The sequence below is a fragment of the Geodermatophilus sp. SYSU D00965 genome (assembly GCF_054050075.1).
Map to the genome: position 1 here is coordinate 58,393 of NZ_JBJGYQ010000017.1, position 18,972 is coordinate 77,364.

13 protein-coding genes are annotated in these 18,972 nt (G+C 77.2%); 9 read left to right on the forward strand and 4 right to left on the reverse strand.

Features of this window, described 5'->3' with window-relative positions:
- Positions 1 to 132: 132 nt before the first annotated feature.
- Entirely contained in the window at positions 133 to 600 is a 468-nt protein-coding gene (locus ACI789_RS16760) for a DUF5709 domain-containing protein (protein WP_457010503.1), read from the forward strand.
- Entirely contained in the window at positions 593 to 1,825 is a 1,233-nt protein-coding gene (locus ACI789_RS16765) for a cytochrome P450 family protein (protein WP_457010504.1), read from the forward strand. The genes ACI789_RS16760 and ACI789_RS16765 overlap by 8 nt, the downstream gene beginning before the upstream one ends.
- Before the next feature lie 95 nt (positions 1,826 to 1,920).
- On the opposite strand, the gene ACI789_RS16770 is transcribed toward ACI789_RS16765, so the two are convergent.
- Positions 1,921 to 4,488, reverse strand: coding sequence for a LuxR C-terminal-related transcriptional regulator (locus ACI789_RS16770; protein WP_457010505.1), 2,568 nt, complete (start codon positions 4,486 to 4,488; stop codon positions 1,921 to 1,923).
- Positions 4,489 to 4,815: 327 nt separating this feature from the next.
- On the opposite strand from ACI789_RS16770, the gene ACI789_RS16775 reads away from it, so the two are divergent.
- Together ACI789_RS16775 and ACI789_RS16780 are read left to right on the forward strand one after the other, a co-directional pair.
- The gene (locus ACI789_RS16775) at positions 4,816 to 5,769 is read left to right on the forward strand and encodes an NAD-dependent epimerase/dehydratase family protein (RefSeq protein WP_457010506.1); all 954 of its coding nucleotides are present in this window, start codon (positions 4,816 to 4,818) and stop codon (positions 5,767 to 5,769) included.
- Positions 5,766 to 6,005 (forward strand): hypothetical protein, encoded by a 240-nt coding sequence (locus ACI789_RS16780; protein ID WP_457010507.1) that lies wholly within the window; start codon positions 5,766 to 5,768, stop codon positions 6,003 to 6,005. Before ACI789_RS16775 ends, ACI789_RS16780 begins: the two co-directional genes overlap by 4 nt.
- Here ACI789_RS16780 and ACI789_RS16785 read toward each other — a convergent pair.
- Positions 5,974 to 8,691: a PEP/pyruvate-binding domain-containing protein gene (locus ACI789_RS16785; protein WP_457010508.1), complete on the reverse strand. Its 2,718-nt coding sequence runs from the start codon at positions 8,689 to 8,691 to the stop codon at positions 5,974 to 5,976. The genes ACI789_RS16780 and ACI789_RS16785 overlap by 32 nt on opposite strands.
- Before the next feature lie 103 nt (positions 8,692 to 8,794).
- Here ACI789_RS16785 and ACI789_RS16790 point away from each other — a divergent pair, with 103 nt between their 5' ends.
- Positions 8,795 to 9,541, forward strand: coding sequence for an SDR family oxidoreductase (locus ACI789_RS16790; RefSeq protein WP_457010509.1), 747 nt, complete (start codon positions 8,795 to 8,797; stop codon positions 9,539 to 9,541).
- Positions 9,542 to 9,597: 56 nt separating this feature from the next.
- Entirely contained in the window at positions 9,598 to 11,004 is a 1,407-nt protein-coding gene (locus ACI789_RS16795; RefSeq protein WP_457010510.1) for an amidase, read from the forward strand.
- Between the two features lie 6 nt (positions 11,005 to 11,010).
- On the opposite strand, the gene ACI789_RS16800 is transcribed toward ACI789_RS16795, so the two are convergent.
- Complete coding sequence (locus tag ACI789_RS16800) at positions 11,011 to 13,128, reverse strand: lytic murein transglycosylase (protein WP_457010511.1); 2,118 nt, start codon at positions 13,126 to 13,128, stop codon at positions 11,011 to 11,013.
- Between the two features lie 244 nt (positions 13,129 to 13,372).
- The gene (locus tag ACI789_RS16805) at positions 13,373 to 13,777 is read right to left on the reverse strand and encodes a DUF6221 family protein (RefSeq protein ID WP_457010512.1); all 405 of its coding nucleotides are present in this window, start codon (positions 13,775 to 13,777) and stop codon (positions 13,373 to 13,375) included.
- 148 nt (positions 13,778 to 13,925) lie between these two features.
- On the opposite strand from ACI789_RS16805, the gene ACI789_RS16810 reads away from it, so the two are divergent.
- From ACI789_RS16810 to ACI789_RS16820, 3 genes are all read left to right on the forward strand, one after another.
- Entirely contained in the window at positions 13,926 to 14,531 is a 606-nt protein-coding gene (locus ACI789_RS16810; protein ID WP_457010513.1) for a hypothetical protein, read from the forward strand.
- A 9-nt stretch (positions 14,532 to 14,540) separates the two neighbouring features.
- Entirely contained in the window at positions 14,541 to 16,148 is a 1,608-nt protein-coding gene (locus ACI789_RS16815) for a DUF222 domain-containing protein (protein ID WP_457010514.1), read from the forward strand.
- 398 nt (positions 16,149 to 16,546) lie between these two features.
- Complete coding sequence (locus tag ACI789_RS16820) at positions 16,547 to 18,955, forward strand: MFS transporter (RefSeq protein ID WP_457010515.1); 2,409 nt, start codon at positions 16,547 to 16,549, stop codon at positions 18,953 to 18,955.
- The last annotated feature ends 17 nt before the right edge of the window (positions 18,956 to 18,972 follow it).

Here is an 18,972-nt window from a genome sequence, read left to right on the forward strand (position 1 = left end):
CGACCCGCAGACCGCGGGCTCCTTGTGCGCCTCCCCGGAGGCGCACGACACTCGGGCTCCGCCGCTCCACGACCGCTGCGGCAGGCGGCGCTCGCCGTGCCGCGGAGGACCGCGACGACAGGAGACGCGAGGATGCAGCCCTTCGACCCCGACCTCTCCCCCGACGATCTCGACGGCGAGAACGACTCCGGCGTGCTCGACCCCGAGGACTCCCTCGACGACCGTGGCGTGGACCCCCTCGACGAGGGCTGGTCACCGGCCGAGCGCCCCTGGGCCGTCGCCGACTGGGGCACCACCGGCGAGGAGGAGTCGGCCGGTGAGGGCCTGGAGCGCCGGCTGGCCCGCGAGGTGCCGGAACCGGCCGACCCGGACGGCGACCGCTGGGGCGACGGGCTGGGCGACGCCTCCGACACCGACGGCGAACTGCTCGACGAGGAGGTCGGCGGTGCCCGTGCCGGGCGACTCGTCGAGGGCGAGGGCACCTCGTGGGACGCCGAGGACGAGCTGGTCGCCGCTGACCGCGGCCGCGCCGGCGGTGCGGCGTCCGCGGAGGAGGCCGCCGTCCACCTGGTGGCGGAGGAGGACCGCGACGATGCCTGAGCCGACGACCACGGAGGACACCGTCGTGCAGCTCGACGAGTCCTTCTTCGCCGATCCGCACGCGGTCTTCGCGACGCTGCGCGAGGACCGGCCGGTGGCGCGGGCCCGCACCCCGATCGGCCTGCCGGTCTGGCTGGTGACCCGCTACGACGACGCCCGCGCAGCGCTCGCCGACCCCCGGCTGTCCAAGGACGGCGCCCGGTTCGCCCAGGTGCTCGACTCCTCCCCCGTGCCGCCGGAGCGCCGGACGGTGTTCGCCCGCGAGCTGACCCGGCACATGCTCAGCTCCGACCCACCCGACCACACCCGGCTGCGCAAACTCGTCGGGCGGGCGTTCACCGTGCGGGCGGTCGCGGCGCTGCGCCCCCGGATCGAGCAGATCGCCACGGAGCTGGCCGACGCGATGGCCGCCGGGCCCGCGGAGACCGACCTGCTCGACGCCTTCGCCTTCCCGCTGCCGATGAGCGTGATCTGCGAGCTGCTCGGCGTCCCCGACGCGGAGCGCTCGGCGTTCCGGACGTGGTCGAACACCCTGCTCTCCTCCGACGACGCCACCGACGAGCGCACCGCCGCCGCGGTCGCGATGGCCGGCTACCTCGCCGGCCTCGTCGCCGACAAGCGCGCCCACCCCGGGGACGACGTCCTGTCGGCGATCGTCGCCGCCTCCGAGGACGCCGACCGGCTGTCGGCCGAGGAGACGGTGTCGATGGCCTTCCTGCTGCTGGTGGCCGGCCACGAGACGACGGTCAACCTCATCGGCAACGGGGTGTACTGGCTGCTCCGCTCCCCCGACGCCCTCGCCCGGCTGCGCGCCGACCCCGACCTGACCCCCCGGGCGGTCGAGGAGTTCCTCCGCTTCGACGGCCCGGTCGACCTGGCCACCTTCCGGCACACCACCGAGCCGGTCGAGATCGCCGGCACGACGATCCCCGCGGGGCAGGTCGTCCTCGTCGCGCTCGCGTCGGCCAACCGCGACCCCGGCCACTACCCCGCCCCCGACCGGCTGGACCTGGAGCGGGACACCACCGGCCACCTGGCCTTCGGCTTCGGCCTGCACCACTGCCTCGGGGCTCCGCTGGCCCGGCTGGAGGGGGACGTGGCGTTCCGGACCCTGCTCGCCCGCTTCCCGGATCTGGCGCCGGCCGCCGACCCCGACGGGCCGGCCTGGCGGCCGAGCATGCTCATCCGCGGGCTGACCCGGCTGCCGGTGCGGCTGCACGGCTGACCGACGGCGGGAGGAGCGCCGGTCAGGAGGCGTAGCGGACGACGCGGTCGCCGGGGCGGGGCACCGGGGTCAACGCCTCGAGCGCCGCGTCCGCGTCAGGCCTCGCGTCCCTGCGGCAGCAGGCCGAGGGCGCGGGCGCGGGCGATCGCGGCCGTGCGGTTGTCGACGCCGAGCTTCTGCAGGATGTGGGTGACGTGCTTCTTCACCGTGCTGAGCTCGACCACGAGCGCGTCGGCGATCTCCTGGTTCCGCCGGCCCGCGGCGACCCAGCGGAGCACCTCCACCTCGCGGGGACTCAGCGTCTCCGGCGAGACCGCGACGCCAGACGGGCACGGCGCCGTCTCGAAGGCCCGCAGGACCCTGCCGAGGTGGTCCGGCGGCACGGCCCCGGCCGCGGACCGGGCGAGCAGGCGGCGGACCAGCGCGCGCAGCGGCGGCCCCTCGTCGGCGAGCACCCGGACCAGACCGGCCCGCGCGCCCGCGCACAGCGCGTCGGCCAGCACCCGGAGCGCCTCCGGCCCGACGCCGCCGGCGGCCAGGGCGCGGGCGCGCAGCGCCCCGATCTCGACCAGCCCGGCCACTCGGCCCTGCGCCCGGGCCCTCCGCTCGAGCCGGTCCAGCAGGCCGAGCGCCTGCTCGGGCAGGTCCTGCGCGAGCAGCACCCGCGCGAGCACCAGGTACCCCGGCTCGTCCGGGTACGCGGGGTCGTCGTCGGCGTGCAGGCCGCTCGCGGTGGTCCACTCCGCTGCACCGGCGACGTCCCCCTGCACCAGCAGCAGCCGCGCGCGCTGCGCCGGCACCGGGTCGAGCACGCTGGGCCGGCGGGGCCCGGGCGTCACGCCGGCCGCCTCGTCCATCGCGGCCAGGGCGCCCTCGGCGTCGCCGCGCGCCTGCCGCGTCCAGGCCAGCAGCGCCAGGCCCGCGGCCATCGGCTGGCTGTAGACCAGCTGGCGGCACGCGGCGATGCCGTCGGACAGGTGACCGAGCGCGGCGTCGAGCTGGTCCCGCTGGTAGGCGACCCGGGCCAGGCCCACGGCGGCGATCCCCGCCGCCGGCGCCATCGCCGGCCCGACGGTGCGGCGGGCCCGGGCGTAGGTGGCGGCCGCGGCGTCCAGGTCCCCGCGCGCCTCCTGGACCTGGCCGAGGGAGTCGCTCATCCGCACCGCCAGGAACGTCTCCCCGGCGGTCCGGAGGTCGGCGACGCTGGCCGCGAGGACGCGCTCGGCCTCCGCGGGCCGGCCGGCGAGCCACTCGGCCACGCCCAGGTGCCCGGTGACGACGGCGGCCAGCGTCGTGCGGTCCCGGCCGAGCCGGGCCAGGGCGCGCCGGCAGCCGTCGACCGTGCCGGGGACGTCGCCGTGCAGCTCGGCGAGGAACCCCCGTTCGAAGGCCAGCAGCGCCCCGACGTCGGCCACCAGGCTCCTCGACCGGCCGACCGACGGCTCGAACGGCTCCTCGGCCCGCTCGACGTCCCGTTCGGCGACGGTCAGCGGCGCCTCGGCCTCGTCGGTCCGCCCGGCCACCAGCGCCAGAAGCGCCTGCACGGCCAGCAGCCGAGGGCGGGCGCGCAGCACGCCGCCGGGCAGGGCCGCCAGCCAGCGTTCGACGGTGGCCCGCTCGCTGCGCAGCACCCGCTCGTCGACGTGCTGCTCGATCAGCTCGGCCGCCCGGTCGGGAGAGCCGGCCGCCAGCGCGTGCCCGACCGCCTCCTCCACCAGCCCGTGGCCGGCGCACCAGTCGGCCGCCCGCGCGTGCAGCCGCGGCACCCGGTCCGGTTCCTCGTCCCGGAGCCGGGTGCGCAGCAGGTCGGCGAACAGCTGGTTGTAGCGCCACCAGCCCCGGACGTCGTCCAGCGGCAGGAGGAACAGGTGCGCGGCCTCGATCGACTCGAGCACCCGCTGGCCGTCGCGGCCGCCGGTCACCGCGTCGCACAGCTCGCCGCTGAGCCGGTCGAGCAGGGAGGTCTCGAGGAGGAAGCGCCGCACCGGTCCGGCCTGGCGGTCGAGCACCTCCTCGGCGAGGAAGTCCAGGACGTGGCGGTGGGTCCCGTCGAAGGAGGCGACGAAGCCCGCGACGTCGGTCCGCTCCCGCAGGGACAGTGCGGCCAGCTTCAGCCCCGCGACCCACCCCTCGGTCCGCTCCGCCAGCTGCCGCACCGCGCCGTCCGGCACGTCGGCGGCGGCTCCTCCCACGCCGCGGACCAGGACGCCGGCCTCCTCGGGCGTGCACCGCAGGTCGGCGTCGCGCAGCTCGGTGAGCTGGCCGCGCGCCCGCAGCCGGGCCAGTGGCAGCGGTGGGTCGACGCGGCTGGCGACCACCAGGTGCAGCCGCGGCGGCCGGTGGTCCAGCAGGCCGGCGAGCGCTTCGTGCACCCGCGCGGAGGTGACCAGCTGGAAGTCGTCGAGGACCAGCACGGCCTCGCGTCCGGCCGGCCGCCCCGGGCGCGCGGGCGGGAGCCGGTCCAGGGCGGCGGACACCGACCGCCAGAAACGCGCGGGGTCGTCGTCGCAGGCGTCCAGGGTGAGCCACGCGACCGGGTGCCCGGGCCGGCACGCCCAGTCCGCGAGCAGGGCGGTCTTGCCGGACCCGGCGGCGGCACAGACGAGGGTCAGCCCTCCGGCCAGACCGGCGTCGAGCTGCGCCAGCAGCCGTGGGCGCGACACGAACCCCCGCTCCCGCCCGGGAGGGGTGGTCCTCGTGGCCAGCAGCTCCTCCGACCACACGGGGTCGGCCTGGAGGAGGACTCGCCCGACTGCTCCGGCCATCGCCGACGGCCCCACCTGCCCTCGCTCGCCGCGCCGGGACACTGCGACCGGTCATCGTAGGCGCGGGTGCGGGCGAACGGGCCCTCCACCGCTCTGGACCGGACGCCGGGGATTCCACCCGGAGGTCTACCGAGGGCGGATGCCGGAACCGGGCCGCGGGGCCGATGCTCGGCGGTCACGTCGACTGCGTCGGCGTCCCGTCCCCCGCTCCGAGGAGGTGCCGAGATGAGGGTCCTGCTGGCCGGCGCGACCGGCGCACTGGGCCGCCCGCTGACCGCGGCGCTGGTCGCCGCCGGCCACGAGGTGCTCGCCCTGAGCCGCACTCCTGCCCGGGCACCCGGCCCCGGCGTCCGGTCGGTCGTGGCCGACGCCCTGGACCGGGACGCCCTCCTGCGCGCCGTCGACGGCCTGAGCGCCGATGCCGTGATCCACGAGCTCACCGCGCTGCGGCGGCCACCCATCCGGCACTCCGGCATGGCGGCGACCGACCGGCTGCGCACCGAGGGCACGGCCAACCTGCTCGCCGCCGCCGACGCGCTCGGCGCGAGGCGGTTCCTGACCCAGTCGATCGTCCTCGGCTACGGCATCCGCGACCACGGCGACCGGCCGCTCACCGAGGACGACCCGTTCGGGGAGCCGCGGGGCGACCGGTTCGACCCGCACCTGGCCGCCATGCGCGGCACCGAGCAGCAGGCCTTCACCGCTCCCGAGGGGATCGCCCTGCGCTACGGCGCGTTGTACGGCGGTGACCTGGCGGCCCTGGCGCCGCTCCTCCGCCGGCGGCGGCTCCCGGTCGTGTCCAGCGGGCTGCTGGCCTGGGTGCACCACCAGGACGCCGCGGAGGCCACCGTCGCGGCGCTCGAGCGCGGGCTGCCCGGCCGGGCGTACAACGTCGTCGACGACCGGGCGGCCACCTGGCGCGAGGTGTTCACCGCGCTGGCCGCCGCCATCGGGGCACCGCCACCGCGGTCGGTCCCGGTGTGGGTGCTCCGGCTCGTGGCGCCCTACCTCGCCGCCTGCGTCGTGGACACCTCCATGCGGGTCAGCAACCGCAGGGCCCGGGTGGAGCTGGGCTGGAGCCCGCGCTACCCCACCGTCACGGAGGGGGCCGCGGCGGCGGGCGCCGCCCTCCGCGAGGAGGCCCGGGAGCCCACCCACCGGACGGGCGGCGCTGCGTGACCGGCACCGCGGGACAGCCGGCCGGCTACGCGGTGACCGTGGAGGTGTTCGTCCCCGCCCGGGTCGCCGAGCGCACGGTGGACGCCCTGGACCAGGCCTGGCGCGTGGAGAGCTGGACCCCGGCCGCGGCGGCCGTCGTCGCCGTGCGCGAGGCGCTCGACCGTGCCGGGTTCGGCGCCGTCGTCGCGGTCCGGACCCGCGAGGTCACGTCGGGGGCTCCGGCGCCGCGGGGGTGACCAGGCCGCGGCCGCCGTCGACCGTGAGCTGCTGCCCGGTGGTGATCCGGGCGGTCGCACCGGGGACGCCGACGACCGCGGGGATCCCGTACTCGCGGGCGACCACCGCGCCGTGCGAGTTGGGCCCGCCCATCTCCATGACCAGCCCGCCGGCGGTGAGGAACAGCGGCGTCCAGCCGGGGTCGGTGGAGGGCGCCACGAGGATCTCCCCGGGTGCCAGGAAGGCGCCGTCGGGGTCGAGCACGACCCGCGCCGGGCCGGTCGCGGTCCCGGCCGAGGCCGCTGTGCCGCGCAGCGCGCCGTCCGCCTCGGCCACCGGCACCGCCCGGGCCTCCGGCTCGCTGCCGTCGCCCAGCAGCACCCGGGGCACGTGCCGCCGCGTCATCTCCCGGTCGTACGCGCGGCGCCGCTCGACGACGAGGTCGCGCACGTCCCGCCCGTCGAGCGCGGCGGCGACCTCGCGCAGGCCCAGGAGGAAGACGTCGTCGGCCCGGTCCAGGACCCCGCCGGCCGCCAGCTCCGCACCGACCGCCCGCAGCTGCTCCCGGGCCCGGCCGAGGACCAGCACGATGTCGTACTTGGGCAGCTCGCGCAGGCCGGCCAGCTGCCGGGTGCGGTCCAGGGCGAGGCCGACGACCCGGCCGCGGACGGGGCCGCGCTGCCGGGCCCGGGCGGTGAGCGTGGCGACGGTGTCCTCGGCCTCCGCGGCGCTGCGGGCGAACACTGCGTCGGGGGCGGCCGCCGGGTCCTCCAGCCGCAGGTAGTTGGCGAGGACCCCGAGGACGTGGGTGGGGTCGTCGGCCCAGCGGGGCACCCCCAGGTCGATCTCGGCCACCGCGCGGAACCCGTAGCGGTCGAGGAACCCGCGCAGCCCCTCCTGGAGCGCCGCGGGCAGGACGCCGTCCCGGTAGCCGGCGGCGAGCTCGGCCGGCGATGTCGCCCGCAGAGCACCCGCGGCGTCGGCGTCGGCGCGGACCGCCGTCGCCAGGTGCCACAGCGCGAGGTCCATCTCGGTGGTCACGTTGTGCGGCAGTCCCCGCAGGACCGTCGCGAGGTCGCCGGGCCGGGCGTCGGGCCCGAGCAGCTTCCCGGCCAGGCCGAGCAGCGCGAACCCGGTGGCCACCGGTGGGGCCATCCGCGGGGCCAGGGTGCCGAGGGAGTCGCCGAGGAGGGCGACGACGGCGTCCAGCCGCTGCCGCGCCGGGGCGCCCTCCCCCGGCAGCGGGCGCTCCCGCAGGCGGGCGCCGAGGCGGTCGAGCCGCCGGCGCGCGGCCGCCGGGCGGACGACGGCCTGGGCGACCTGCAGCGGGACGCCGTACCGCGCCGCGATCCAGGCCAGCTGACGCACCACCGGCCCCCAGCCGTGGACGACCGACAGCCGCGGGTCGTCGAACAGCCCGCGGAGGACGGCGGCCGAGCGCGACTCCATGACGTCGAGCACGCGCGGGAAGACCGCCCGCCCGGCGGAGCTGCGCAGGACGAGGCCGACGTCGAGGAACAGCCGGCCGGCGGCGTCGCCGACCCGCGGCGGGCCGGCGACCGGGTCGGCCGGTGGGTTGCCGGAGAGGCGGGCCACGGAGGAGGCGACGATCCGCAGCGCCGACAGCCCCATGGGGGTCAGCGGCCGGGTGAGCCCCTGCGCGAGGCTGAAGCAGAACCACACCCGCAGGCCGCCGTCGGCCGGGCCGCCGTCCGGGACCGGGAACAGCGTCGTGATCGGGCGGGCCTGGGTGAGCCAGAGCGTGCCCGCGGCGTCGATCGCCCACTCGGTGTCCTGCGGCCGGCCGTAGTGCTCCTGCACGCGGTTGCCCAGCCGGACCAGCGCGCGCAGCTGCTCGTCGCCCAGGCACGCCTCCGTCGCCGCCGGCCGCGCCACGGCCTCGGTGCCGCCGCCGGGCCGGGGACGGACCACGAGCCGCTTGTCCCCCAGCCGCTGCTCGAGGACGGTGCCGGTGGCGCTGTCGAGCACGACGTGGTCGGGGTCGACCGCGCCGCTGACCACGGCCTCGCCCAGGCCCGGGCTGGCGTCGACCACGGTGTGCCCGCGCGCGCCGGTCACCGGGTCGGCGGTGAACAGCACGCCGGCCACCGCGGCGTCGACCATCCGCTGCACCACGACCGCCAGCCGCACGCCGGCGGGGTCGACCCGGTTGCGCAGCCGGTAGACGACCGCGCGGTCGGTGAACAGCGACGCCCAGCAGCGGTGGACGGCGTCGAGGACGGCGTCGGTGCCGACCACGGCCAGGTAGGTGTCCTGCTGGCCGGCGGCGCTGGCCGACGGCAGGTCCTCCGCGGTCGCCGACGACCGGACCGCCACCGGCTCGGTCTCCCCCAGCTCGCGCAGCGCGGCCGTGACCGCGTCGGCCACCGGCCGCGGCATCGGCGTGGCCAGGACGCGGTCGCGCGCCTCGCGGGCCAGCGCGGTCGCCGCGGCGGAGTCGTCGACCGGGGTGGCGGCCAGCCGGCGGACGACGTCGGCGAGGCCCGCCGCGGCGGCCACGTCGTCGTAGGCGTGCGTGGTCACGCAGAAGCCGTCGGGCACCGGCAGCCCGGCGCGGAGGAGTTCGCCGAGGTTGGCCGCCTTGCCGCCGGCCAGCGACAGCGACGACGCGTCGAGGTCCCGCAGCCGCACGACGACCGGGGAGCCGACCACCGGGGAGCCGGTCTGCTGCGGTGCTGCACCCATCGCGACGTCTCCCGCCGTCCGCACCGGTGGAGCGAGGAGCGGACGCTACTCCGGATCCGGCCCGGCGGGCAGGATCCCCCCGACGCCCAGGCGAGGAGGACCGGTGCAGGACGGGATCGCGGTCGTGACGGGTGCGGGCAGCGGCATCGGGGCGGCCACCGCCCTGGCCCTGGCCGACGCGGGCTGGCGGGTGGTGCTGGCCGGGCGGCGGCCCGAGCCGCTGGCGGCGGTGGCTGCCCGCGGTCCGGCGGAGCGGCTGCACCCGGTGCCCACCGACGTCACCGAGGAGGGGTCGGTGCGGGCGCTGTTCGACGCGACGGTCGCCGACCACGGGCGGGTGGACCTGCTGGTCAACAACGCCGGCCGGTCGGCTCCGGAGGCCGAGGTCGACGCCGTCCCCCTGGACGTGTGGCAGGCGGTCGTGGCGGTGAACCTCACCGGCACGTTCCTGTGCACCCGCGAGGCGTTCCGCGTGATGCGCGCCCAGCAGCCGCAGGGGGGCCGGATCATCAACAACGGCTCGATCTCCGCGCAGGTGCCGCGGCCGATGTCGGCGGCGTACACGGCCACGAAGCACGCGGTCACCGGGCTGACGAAGTCGACGTCCCTGGACGGGCGGCCGTACCGCATCGCCTGCGGCCAGATCGACGTGGGCAACGCGGCGACCGAGATGACCGAGCGGATGGCGGCCGGCGTCCGCCAGGCCGACGGCCGCGTCCGGCCCGAGCCGCGGATGGCGGTCGAGGACGTGGCGCGGGCCGTCGTCTACATGGCCGGCCTGCCGCTGGACGCCAACGTCGCCAACCTGACCGTGCTGGCCACCGCGATGCCCTACGTCGGACGGGGATAGGCCTCCCCCAGGGCGGCGGGTGGGCAGTACGGTCCGCGCACTCCCGAGGAGGTGCGATGGCCGATCCGCTGTGGACGAAGGGCGCGGGCGAGCTCGCGGGGTTGATCCGCGCCGGCGAGGTGTCGTCGGTCGAGGTCGTCGAGGCGCACCTGGCGCGCATCGACGCGGTCAACCCGGCGCTCAACGCCGTGGTCGTGGTGCTCGCCGACGAGGCGCTGGCGGCGGCCAAGCTCGCCGACGAGCGGCTCGGCAGCGGCGCCGAGGTGGGGCCGCTGCACGGGGTCCCGGTGACGGTCAAGGAGAACATCGACGTCGCGGGGACGCCCACCACCAACGGCGTGGTCGCCCTCGGCGAGGCGGTCCCGCCGGCGGACGCCCCGCTCGTCGAGCGGCTGCGCGGCGCCGGGGCGATCGTCCTGGGTCGCACCAACCTGCCCGACATGGGGCTGCGCATCTCGACCGACTGCAGCCTGCGCGGGCTGACCCGCAACCCGTGGCACCCCGACCGGACCGCGGGCGGCTCGTCGGGTGGTGAGGCCTCGGCGCTGGCCTCCGGCATGTCCCCGCTCGGCGCCGGCAACGACATCGGCGGATCGCTGCGCAACCCCGCGCACTGCTGCGGCATCTCCTCGCTCAAGCCGACCAGCGGCCGGGTTCCGCACGCCACCGTGCTGCCGCCCGAGGACGGGCCGCTGTCGTTCCAGCTGATGGCGGTCAACGGGCCGATGGCGCGCGACGTCGCGGACGTCCGGCTGGGCCTGCAGGTCATGAGCGGCCCGGACCGCCGCGACCCGGCGTCGGTGCCCGCGCCGCTGACCTTCCCCGACTCCGGTGGCCCGGTGCGGGTGGCGGTGGTGCCCGAGCCGCCGGGCGGCAGCACCGACCCCGACGTCGCCGGCGTGGTGCGGCAGGCCGCGGCGCACCTGGCGGCCGCCGGCTACGAGGTCGAGGAGGTGACGCCGCCGGACTACGAGGCCGCCGTCGAGCTGTGGCACGCCTGGCTGTTCACCGACCTGCGCACGCTGCACCCGGTGCTGTCGCAGGTGATGGGGCCGGTCGCCCGGCAGTTCCTCGACGACGCCCTGGCCACCACACCGCCCCTGGACGTGGACGGCTACGTCGCGTCGTTCGTGCGCCGCCGGCAGGTGGCCCGCGCGTGGCTGGAGTTCTTCGAGCACTACCCGGTGGTGCTCACGCCGATCTGGTCGCAGCCGGCGTTCGCGCACGGCCGGGACGCCGACGACGTGCCCGCCGCCCTGGAGCTGCTGCGGCCGGTGATGCCCGCCAACCTCCTCGGGCTGCCCGCGGCGGCGACCCCCGGCGGCCTGGCCGACGGGATGCCGGTCGGTGTCCAGTGCATGGCCGCGCCGTTCCGGGACGACCGCGCGCTGGACGCCGCCGCGGCGATCCAGGCCGCGGTCGGTGTGCTCGGGCCGGTCGACCCCTTCGTCAACGGCGGCTGAGAGCTCTCAGCCCTCAGCCTCGCACCCGCTCGGTGGAGGCGGAGGCGGCACCTGCGGGAGGGCGGCGAGCACGGTCGCCGCGTCGTCGGCGCCGAGGACGACGGTGATGCCGTCGACCGCGGCCGGCTCGGCGGGCACGCCGAGGACGTCGGCCACCTGCTGTGCCCGGTCGCCCTGACCGTCGGCGTACCGGACGACCGAGGTCGGCAGGGCGGGGCCCTCGATGACGGAGCCGGCGACCTGGCCCGCCGCGGCCAGCGCGGCGGCGACCTCGTCCGCGACCCCGGTGCCCGAGGCGTCGACGACGTCGACCGGCACGGGAGCGGCGCAGTCGGTGGCGGGGATCTCCGGCGTCTCGGGGGTCGGCGTGGGCGTGGGCGTGGGCTCGGGAGCCGGGGACGGCTCGGGCGTCGGCGCCGGCTCGGGGGCCGGGGCGGGCTTCGGAGCGGCCGGCGGCTCCGGCGTCGGCGCCGGTTGGGGAGCCGGGGCCGGCTCCTCCTCGGGCACGGACTGCTCGTCCGGGGCCGGCGCCTCCTCGGGCACGGACTGCTCGTCCGGGGCCGGCGCCTCCTCGGGCATCGACGTCGGCGGCTCGGCCGGGGGCGCCTCCTGGGACGGCTCGCTGTCAGGAGCCGGCGTGTCCGCCTCGTCCGCCGGCGACTCGGGGGTCGGTGAGTCGGGCGTCGGCGACTCGGGCGTCGGCGTCTCTGGCGCAGGAATGGACGGGTCGTCAGGAGCCGGTGTCTCAGGAGCTGGGGCTGATGGGTCGTCCGCCGAGGGCTCGGCCGGCGGCGTCTCCTGCGACGGCTCACTGTCAGGAGCCGGCGTGTCCGCCTCGTCCGCCGGCGTCTCGGGTGCCGGCGTGGACGGCTCGTCCGCCGACGCCTCTCCCGCCGGCGTCTCCGGCGCCGAGGACGGGGGCTCACCGTCCGCGGGCGACTCGGACTCCGGCGTGGACGGCTCTGCCGGCGGCTCCGCGTCCGGGGCCGGTGCCTCCGGCGGCGCCGCGTCCGACGGGTCAGCGTCCGGGGCCGGCAGCGCGTCCGACGGGGCCGCGTCGGGAGCCGGGTCGACGTCCTCCGACGGGTCCTCCGGAGGCGCCGCGAGCACGGTCACGTCGGGCGGCTCGGCCGGCGGCGGGGCCTCCACGGGCGGCGGCGGGGCCTCCTCCCCGGGCGGTGCCGGGGCCTCGGGTGCGGGCGGCGGCTCGACGGCGGGCGGCGGGCCGGGGTGCGCGGGCTCGATCGGCGGCGCGGGCTCCGGGACCGGGACGGGCAGGCTCGGCACCGGCGTCCCGGCGTAGGTGGCGGCCAGCGCCAGGACCGTGGCCACGTAGGTGTTCGAGTGGTTGTAGGCGAACACCGCCCGGGCCTGGCCCGCGGGCCCGGAGAGGTTGCCGCCCGCGGCGCAGAGGTACCGGGCGGCCGCGGCCGCGGCGTCGTGGACGTCGAACGGGTCGCGCCGGCCGTCGCCGTCACCGTCGCTGCCGTAGCGCGCCCAGGTGGACGGGATGAACTGCATCGGCCCGACGGCGCGGTCGAAGCGGGCATCGCCGTCCAGCCGCCCCGCGTCGGTGTCCAGGACGACCGCGATGCCGGGGCCACCGGCCAACCGCAGGCCGAGGATCGGCGGCGTCGAGCGCCCGTCGGTGTGCAGCACGGCGCCGCCGAAGCGGCCGTGGTTGGACTCGACCCGTCCGATGGCGGCGACCAGTGACCAGTCGAGGTGGCACGCCGCCGGGCTCGCGGCGGCCGCGGCGGTGTACGCGTCCAGGGCCGTGGCCGGGATCCCGCCGGCCGCCAGCCGGGACGCCGGGCCGGTCGCCGCGGGCCGCTGCTCGGGCGCCGCGGTCGGGACCGACGGGGCCGGTGACGGTGCCGGGGGCGGCTGCGGGGCGGGAGCGGACGGAGGCGCGGGAGCCGGCCGGGGCGGGACCGCGGACGGCGCGGTGGCCGACGGCGCGCCCAGTAGCTGGATCCGTGCGACCAGGGGCGATCCGACCGGGCCGGGCACGGACGGCGTGGCGGAGGGCTGCGGGTGGGCGGCCGGGGTCACGACCAGCGCGGCGGCCACGATGGCCGCAGCACTCCCCCAGCGGAACCTGCGCGCCCTGCCGGCGCTCATCCCGCTGTCCCCGTGGAACCGTTCCGGCGGACCTGCCCCGGTCGCATCGGCTCAGCGGCCCGGACGCGGCGGGCCGGAGGCTCTGGGCGGGCTGGGGCTCCCGGTCATGGCACCTCCTCGGCCGACGGTCGGTCCTGGAACGACCACCGGCAGCTACTCCCGAGTGTCACCCAACCCCCGCGGGTCCGCATCCGTCAGGGCTGAACGTCCCGGAGCCGGAACTGCGGAAGGCCGTAGGTGCCGCTCAGGGGCGCCACTCCGGCCGGTAGTCGTGGTGCTGCGCGTAGGGCATGGCCAGCAGGGCGAGGGTGAGTGCTGCGAGCTGGTGCTGGTCGGTCGGGGTGAGCGGGAAGTCGGCCATCCCCCGCGGCCGGGCACCGAGGAAGTGCAGGTCGGGCCGGGCATCCCGGCAGGCGAGGACGAGCCGGCGCCGGGCGGCGCACTCGGCGAGGACCCGCGCCGGGTCGAACCGGGCGGCGTGCTCGGCTCCGCCCTGCGGGAACCCGGCGGCGTCGTCGACGTCCCAGTCCTCTCGCCCGCTCGCCGCGGCGGCGTCCACCGCGATCCGCTTGTCCTCGGCGATCCGGGCGAGCACGAACTCGTCCAGGTTGGGTTCCCGGTCCGGCTCCAAGCCCGACTCCGCGTCCACGTCCCCATCCTGCCGTCGTCCGGGGTCCCGCGCAGGGACCGCGGCAGCGCTCCGACGGACGGTGGAGATCCGCAGAACCGCCGGCCACGGACGGCGAGCGCCTGCCGACGACGCCCGCCCAGACCACCCGCAGCCTGACCGGAGGTCGATGACGAGTCGACGCGCGGCGTACTCGCCCTTCCTCGGCACGTCCGAGGTCGACCACGAGGAGAACGAGTGGTGGCACCGCCGGGAGATCTCACTCATCCAGAACCTGCTGGCCGAGCGCGGCGAGACCGACAAGACGACGATCGGTGAGGAACTGGGCTGCAAGTACTGGGGGCCGACGAGGTTCACCCAGGCCCTGGAGGTCGGTGTCGAGCTCAACGCTTTCCGCAAGGTCGGCCACCACCAGTACGCGCCGAACGGAGCCCCGGCCGTCGGCGGCGCTGACCGGTCGCCGGGTCGGCTCGTCGATTCGTCGACGTGCCGACCCGGCGACTCGTCGACCCCAGCCCCGCTGGTGAGCCGCGCGGCCGCCCCTGCGGTGGCCGGTCGCGCCGCGGCCACGCGACCGGACGAGCCTTCGAGCTCCGGGGACGACGCGGTCACCAGAGCCGGTGGTGGCTCGACTTCTCCGCGAACGAGCGACGCAGGCACCGGTGCTCCGCGTGCATCCAGGGCGATGCGCCTCGATGCGAGGAGTGGCCGTGCCCTTCTGAACTCGTCACGTTTTCCCTGCTCAGCGCCGGGAAGTGTCGTACCCCCGGCCTAGGTTGAGGCCGTGTTCGGTGGCAGCGGGTTCGGGGTGGGGCTGACGGTGGCCCCACTCGAGCTGCCGGCCGGCATCCCGGTGGATCCGGTGCCGGTGCAGCTGTCCGACGCGTTGCCGGTGCACGCCCGCAGCCCGGAGGAGAAGGCCGCCGAGCTGCAGCGCCTCCAGCAGCTCAAGGCGATGCTGGCCGCCTACGAGCTGGACCTGGTCGCGGGGCTGGCCGCCGACCGGCCCGACACGCACGACCGGCGGCCCGGGCAGCCCGGTGCCGCCGCGGACGCCCAGCGGGGTCCGGGGCAGCCGGTGGGTGTGTCGGAGTTCTTCGCCGACGAGTTGGCGTTGGTGCTCAACACCTCCCGGGCGGCGGCCACCTGCCTGATCGACCAGGCGGCGGCGTTGACGCAGACGTTGCCGGGGACGCGGGCGGCGCTGGCCGAGGGGCGGCTGGACTGGCCGCGGGCCCGGGCGATCGCCGCCGAGCTGGGCTGGAAGGCGCGGGGCACCGATCCGCGCATCCTCGAAGAGGTGGAGGCGGCGGTGCTGCCCCGGGCCGGGGAGCTGTCGATCCGCCGGCTCAAGGCGGTGGTGGCCGCCGAGCTGGCCGCCCGCGACGCGGCGGCGGCCGACCGGCGCCGCACGGACGCGCAGCGGGGGGTGAACGTGGTGGTGCGCCCGGTCGGGGATGGCATGTCGGAGCTGGTGGCCAAGATGCCGCACGAGCTGGCCACCGCCTGCCGCGCCGCCGTCGACGGCCTGGCCCGGGCGGCCAAGACCGCCGGCGAGGACCGGCCACTGGGCATGCTGCGGGTGGGTGCGCTGGCCGACCTGGTGCTGCGGCCCTGGGAGGCCGGGCGGGAGCCGGTGACCGCGCAGCTGACCGTCACCGCCCCCCTCGACGCGCTCACCCCCGCCCGCTTCCTCGCCGACGGCGGTCCGGCGCCGGCGGCGTGGGCGCGGCCGGGGTCGGTGGCGGCGCCGACCAGTGAGGTCGACGGGCAGCCGATCACCGCCGCTCACCTGCGCGCACTGCTCGCCCAGTTGGACGCGGTCTGCCCCGGTGGGCTGCAGGCGCCGGCCGGCGGCGCGCTGACCGTGGCGCTCACCGACGCCGCCGGCGGGCTGCTGGCCACCACCACCCGCGCCGAGATCGAACGGCTGGCCCGCCGCGGCTGCCCCACCCACCCCACCGGCGACTGCGCGTGCCCGCTGCTGGGCCGGCCCCCGGCGACCGACGGCTACGCGCCCACCGCCGCCCAGCGCCGCTGGCTGCAGGCCCGCGACCGCACCTGCCGCCACCCGGGTTGTGCCAACAAGGCCGGCTGGGCCGACCTGGACCACGTCACCCCGCACGGCTGCGGCGGGCAGACGTCCTGCGAGAACCTGTGCTGCCTGTGCCGGCGCCACCACCGGCTCAAGACCTTCGCCCACGGCTGGACCTACGCCCTGACCCCCGACGGCGTCCTCACCGTCACCACCCCCAGCGCCGTGACCCGCACCAGCCGGCCACCGGGCACCGACCGGCCAGCACTACCCCTCACCGGACCCCGCGTCCTCGCCCAACCCCCACCACAGCTGCCACCGGCGCCCGACCCCGCCGACGACCCACCACCCTTCTGACCCGACCCCGCCGACGACCCACCACCCTTCTGACCCGACCCCGCCGACGACCCACCACCGTTCTGACCCGACCCCGGCATGCCCACGGCGACCCCGCACGCCGCGGGACCCGGTCACGCCCGCCGCCCGGCCCGGTCCCGCATGCCGAGGGGCTCGGTGACGTGTCGCCGCGCCGGTCGTAGGCCCCGGACACCCACCCCGGCGCGCGCCCGGTCGGTTCCGCCCATGGCCGGCCGCGCCCCGGACGCGATCGACCGGGCGTGAGCGTGGTCTCCGCGCACGGGGGAAGAAGTCGCATATCGTTGCGTTCTACAACTTGCGGCGGTGGCGAGCACGGTCCCCGCCCGCCCTTCCCTAACGCGCACCGGCCGCCGGCCGTGACCTGCGGAGGACCCAGCATGAGCACGACCCATCGGGCCGAGCGGACGGCGGTCGACGTCCCCGAGGCCGACGACGTCCCCATGAGCAAACGGCAGACCCTCGAGGCGCTCAGCGGTCTGCTGCTGGCGCTGTTCGTCGGCCTGCTCAGCACCACGATCGTGTCCAACGCGCTGCCCACGATCACCGCCCGGCTGGAGGGCACCCAGTCGCAGTACACCTGGGTGGTCACCGCCGCCCTGCTCGCGGCCACGGCCGCCACGCCGATCTGGGGCAAGCTGGCCGACCTGACCAGCAAGAAGCTGCTCGTCCAGCTGGCGATCGTGGTGTTCGTCGTCGGCTCGGCGCTGTGCGGGCTGGCCCAGTCGATGGGGATGCTCATCGGCTTCCGGGTGCTGCAGGGCATCGGCATGGGCGGCCTGCAGTCGCTGGCCCAGGTCGTGATCGGCGCGATGATCCCGCCGCGCGAGCGCGGCAAGTACTCCGGCTACCTGGGCGCGGTGATGGCCGTGGCGACGGTCGGCGGCCCGCTGCTGGGCGGCGTCATCGTCGACACCTCCTGGCTGGGCTGGCGCTGGACCTTCTACGTCTGCGTCCCGTTCGCCCTCGTCGCGCTGGTCCTGCTGCAGAAGACCCTGCACCTGCCGACCCTGCGGCGGCCGGTCAGCATCGACTGGCTCGGCGCCACCCTGATCACCGCCGCCGTCAGCGACCTGCTGATCTGGGTCACCTTCGCCGGCAACGAGTTCGACTGGCTGTCCTGGCAGACCGCGGCCATGGCCGGCGGCGGCGTCGTCGCCCTGCTGCTCGTCGTCCTCGTCGAGAGCCGGGTGGAGGAGCCGATCATCCCGCTGCCGATCCTGCGCGACCGCACGACGGCGTTGGCGATTCTCGCCTCGATCGCGGTCGGCGTCGGCATGTTCGGCGCCTCGGTCTTCTTCGGCCAGTACTTCCAGATCGCCCGCGGCTGGTCCCCCACGAAGGCGGGCCTGGCGACCATCCCGATGATCGGCGCGCTGCTCGTCGCCTCGACCGTCTCGGGCCAGCTGATCACCCGGTTCGGCAGGTGGAAGCGCTACCTGGTGGCCGGCACGCTGCTGCTCGTCGGCGGCATGGGCCTGCTCGGCACGATCGACCACACCACCGACTACGCCGTCATGGCCGGCTACATGGCGCTGCTCGGTCTGGGCGTCGGCATGTCGATGCAGAACCTCGTGCTGGCGGTGCAGAACACCGTCGACCTGCGCAGCATCGGTGCGGCCACCTCCGTGGTCACCTTCTTCCGCTCCATGGGCGGTGCGGCCGGCGTCTCCGTGCTCGGCTCGATCGCAGCGAACCGGGTGAGCGACGGCGTGGCCGAGGGGCTGGTGGCCATGGGCCTGCCCGCGCCGCAGGGCGGCGGCTCCGAGTCGCTCGACCTGGCCGGCCTGCCGGCACCGGTGCAGGACCTCGTCCGCGGCGTGTACGGCGACGTCATCGGCGACGTGTTCGTCATCGCGGCGGTCATCTCCGCCGTCGCGGTGCTCGCCGTCCTGTTCATCCGGGAGGTGCCGCTGCGGCGGTCCAACGCCCCCGGCGCCGAGGCGCCGGCCGACACGCGGCCCGCTCCCGTCGTCGGTGCCGTCCGGGCAACCGGGGACGCCGTCGGGAACGGGCACGTCGCGCAGGGCCGGCTGGTCCTCGGCCGCGTCCTGCGCGGCGACGGCCGGCCGCTGGCCGGCGCCTCGATCACCCTCACCGACACCACCGGGCGGCAGGTCGACCGCGCCGTCTCCGGTGCGGACGGCGGGTACCGGCTCCGGCCGGCCACCAGCGGCACCTTCCTGCTCATCGCGTCCGCCCCCCACCTGGCGCCGGACGCCGAGATGGTCGCCGTCGCGGAGTCCCCGGTGCACCGGGACGTCGTCCTGGCCGGGAGCGGATCGCTGCGCGGCACGGTCTGCGACGGCCGCGGCGCCGCGCTGCCGGACGCGCTGGTCACCCTCACCGACGCCGCCGGCGAGGTGGTGGCGAGCACGGCCGCCGACCCCGACGGGTCCTTCACGTTCGGCGAGCTGCTCCCCGGCAGCTACACGCTCACCGGCCGGGCTCCGGGGCACCAGCCGGTCGCCGTCCCGGTCGAGCTGGCCGACGGCGAGACCGCGGTGCGCGCCCTCGTGCTGGTGGGCGGCGCCCGGCTCACCGGGGTGGTCCGCGCCGCCAGCGACCAGCGGCCGCTGCCCGAGGCGACGGTGACGCTCCTCGACTCCGACGGCACCGTGCTCGCCACCACGCACACCGGGCTCACCGGCCGGTACGCGTTCGAGGACCTGCGGCCCGGCTCCTACACGCTCACCGCCACCGGGTTCGCGCCGGTGGCCACGGCCCTGCGGGTGCCCGCCGGGACCGAGGTCGCGCAGGACGTGACCCTCGGCACCGCCCGCGGCTGACCGGTCCGAGAGGAGGC